Source organism: Weissella sp. DD23, from assembly GCF_001579105.1.
GTDB classification, from domain to species: Bacteria; Bacillota; Bacilli; order Lactobacillales; family Lactobacillaceae; genus Weissella; species Weissella cibaria.
Window position 1 is genome coordinate 140,577 of the sequence record NZ_KQ970394.1, and the last position, 1,110, is coordinate 141,686.

The 1,110-nt window shown below is 41.4% G+C and carries 1 protein-coding gene; it reads right to left on the minus strand.

All coding sequences use genetic code 11. From position 1 onward, the window contains the following. Nucleotides 1–873: 873 nt before the first annotated feature. Nucleotides 874–1,110 (minus strand): hypothetical protein (locus tag WEIDD23_RS13660; protein WP_062358900.1); only part of this gene is annotated, 237 nt, incomplete at its 5' end.

The following is a 1,110-nucleotide window of genomic DNA, read 5'->3' on the forward strand; positions in this document are numbered from 1 at the left end:
GTTGAAAACGTTGATATACCGGCGTTTTCCTTGATAAATAAGTGATTGGGTCGCAAAAAGGGCCGCAACTATGTTGTACTGAAATGTACTGTTTTGTATTAGTTGCGCCCCCAAATGTGACCCTCTTTTTTATGGGTTGAGACAATAAAAAATACCGTTGCTCGGTCACTGAGTAACGGTATCAATAACATAATTAAATTTAATATTGTGGCTGCCTGCCTTATGTCGTCTTACATGATTGTAAGGCGTTTTTTATTTTATACAAGCGCTCGTGATAATCGTTTACAGTGAGCCGTTAGTCGGGCATACTAGTCTATGCGGTGGATCGGCTTAATTACCCGTTGAAACCGTGGCAAGTTCTGCGATACATGGCGTCACTGTTCTCTCTACAATTTTTCTTGGAACAGGGAGGACATATAAAATGTTTCAAAGATTATCCGGGAGTTTAGAGTGGTTCACTTGGCAGCAAGTGGCATCTTTGCGGTGTTCGTGGTGTTAATTCTGATGTTACCTAAAATCATTCGTGCGATTGTCAGCGGTTACGTTGATGTTAAACGAGTGAATAGCGAGACAAAAGAAAAGACATCCACGTCCGAACACGAAGATGCCTAACCACTAAGAACTCTTGGAACTTGTCAGCCCTGTTAGTGTCCTACCACTAACGGGGCTTTTTCTATACACCTATATTACTAGGAGAAATGGCTAAAAGCAACAAAACAAGAGTAAAAATACAACGACATGCAATACTATGGCAATGGCAAAAACAACTAGTCGGCAATGTATGCCGGCATGTCGTATGTGTCTTGAAATGCTAAGACAAATGTTACCAGCCATTTTGAGTGCACTTTTGTATTTGGTAGCCTCCGGTAGGCTTTAATACCAAGCTTCAGATGATTTATCTGGTAAAACACCGGTATCTATTTTCACTCGAAGTAAGGAGCGCATCGCATGTGTTAGGTAAATTTTGCGAGGGTCATTTTCGGCGCTCCAAGTTGTTGCGCCACCGGTTTTTTTAAAGACGATACGCCCGATATCTGCCGGGTTTGATTTGTGATTTTCGACGTAATAGTGGTATTCAATAGTCGTCGCAGTTTCCTTGATTTTTGTAGT